Here is a 1129-nt window from a genome sequence, read left to right on the forward strand (position 1 = left end):
GCCATTCAAATCAGCATCCCCTTTCCACCCGCAATGTCCGCACTTAAAAGTTTTACCCGAACGGTAAGACTTTCCTTTCTTTGTATGAATGTGCAAGCAGTTATGGCAGGTTTGCGAGGTGTATGCGGGTGGAACCCTTACCACCTCGACACCTTCTTTAATGGCTTTGTAGTCGATCAACAGTCGCAGTTGATAAAATGCCCAAGAATTTGAACGGCGGCGCTCAGTCTTAGTGCGAGGTTGGCGGTTGGTTCGCTCTCGTATTCCCGTTAAGTCTTCGAGGGCGATAATCGACTGAGTGTCCTTGGCGCGACGGACGATTTGTTTAGAAATATTGTGGTTGACCCAACTCTGATAACGCCTCTCTCTCCCCGATAGCCGTTTCAGAAGCCGTTTAGCCCCTTTTGTGCCTTTCGCTTGGACAGAGGCTCGAACTCGGGCGAACCGTTCTCGGATTTGATTGACGGACTTCCCACTCCAACTTTGTCCTTCGGACGTGACGGCAATATCTCTACGTCCGAGATCGACGCCAACAACATCCTTGGGTTTCTGGGGTGGAGGTACGTCGTCTTTAACTTGAATATGGATATACAGCTTCCCATCTCGATGTTTGGAGAGGGTCGCTGAGGTGGGGTTCTTTCCTTTGAGTTTGCCAATCTGATAGTTTCCCAAAACCAACGGAATCCGCACTCGACCCTCAACCGTAGACAGGCTAACGGTTTGGTCTTTTTCTCGATAGGAAAATATCCGTGCGTCGTAGTCGGCTGATGTGGGTTTGAACTGCTTGACCGGTCGTTTTTTGAGTTGGGCTGTTTTGCGATTGGCGGCGACTCGGGCGCAGGCTCTAACAGCTAGGTTGGCTGTTAATTCAAACTGTTCTCGAATCGCTTTGTAGACTTCCCCTTGAATGCGATTTTTATTCGCAATCTTAGGGTTGACCGTCTGATTGGCAAAATGGCAAGCCTTAGCGAATGCCTCCAGAGTCGCATCGAGTTTGTAGCTCTGCTCTGGAGTCGGGTTGAGTTGGCAGACAATTGTCAAGACTTGCTGGTATTAGGGGTCGAGAGAGAAGTCACCTTCTCCCCCTCCCATTCAGAACCGTGCATGAGATTTTCACCTCACACGGCTC

General features: G+C 50.0%; 1 protein-coding gene. It reads right to left on the reverse strand.

Features of this window, described 5'->3' with window-relative positions; translation table 11 throughout:
* On the reverse strand, window positions 1-1041 hold a 1041-nt coding region (locus LKE08_RS00225; RefSeq protein WP_324702184.1), incomplete at its 3' end, for a transposase.
* Window positions 1042-1129: the final 88 nt, after the last annotated feature.

The organism is Lyngbya sp. CCY1209, from assembly GCF_035615495.1.
Classification (GTDB): Bacteria; Cyanobacteriota; Cyanobacteriia; order Cyanobacteriales; family Microcoleaceae; genus Limnospira.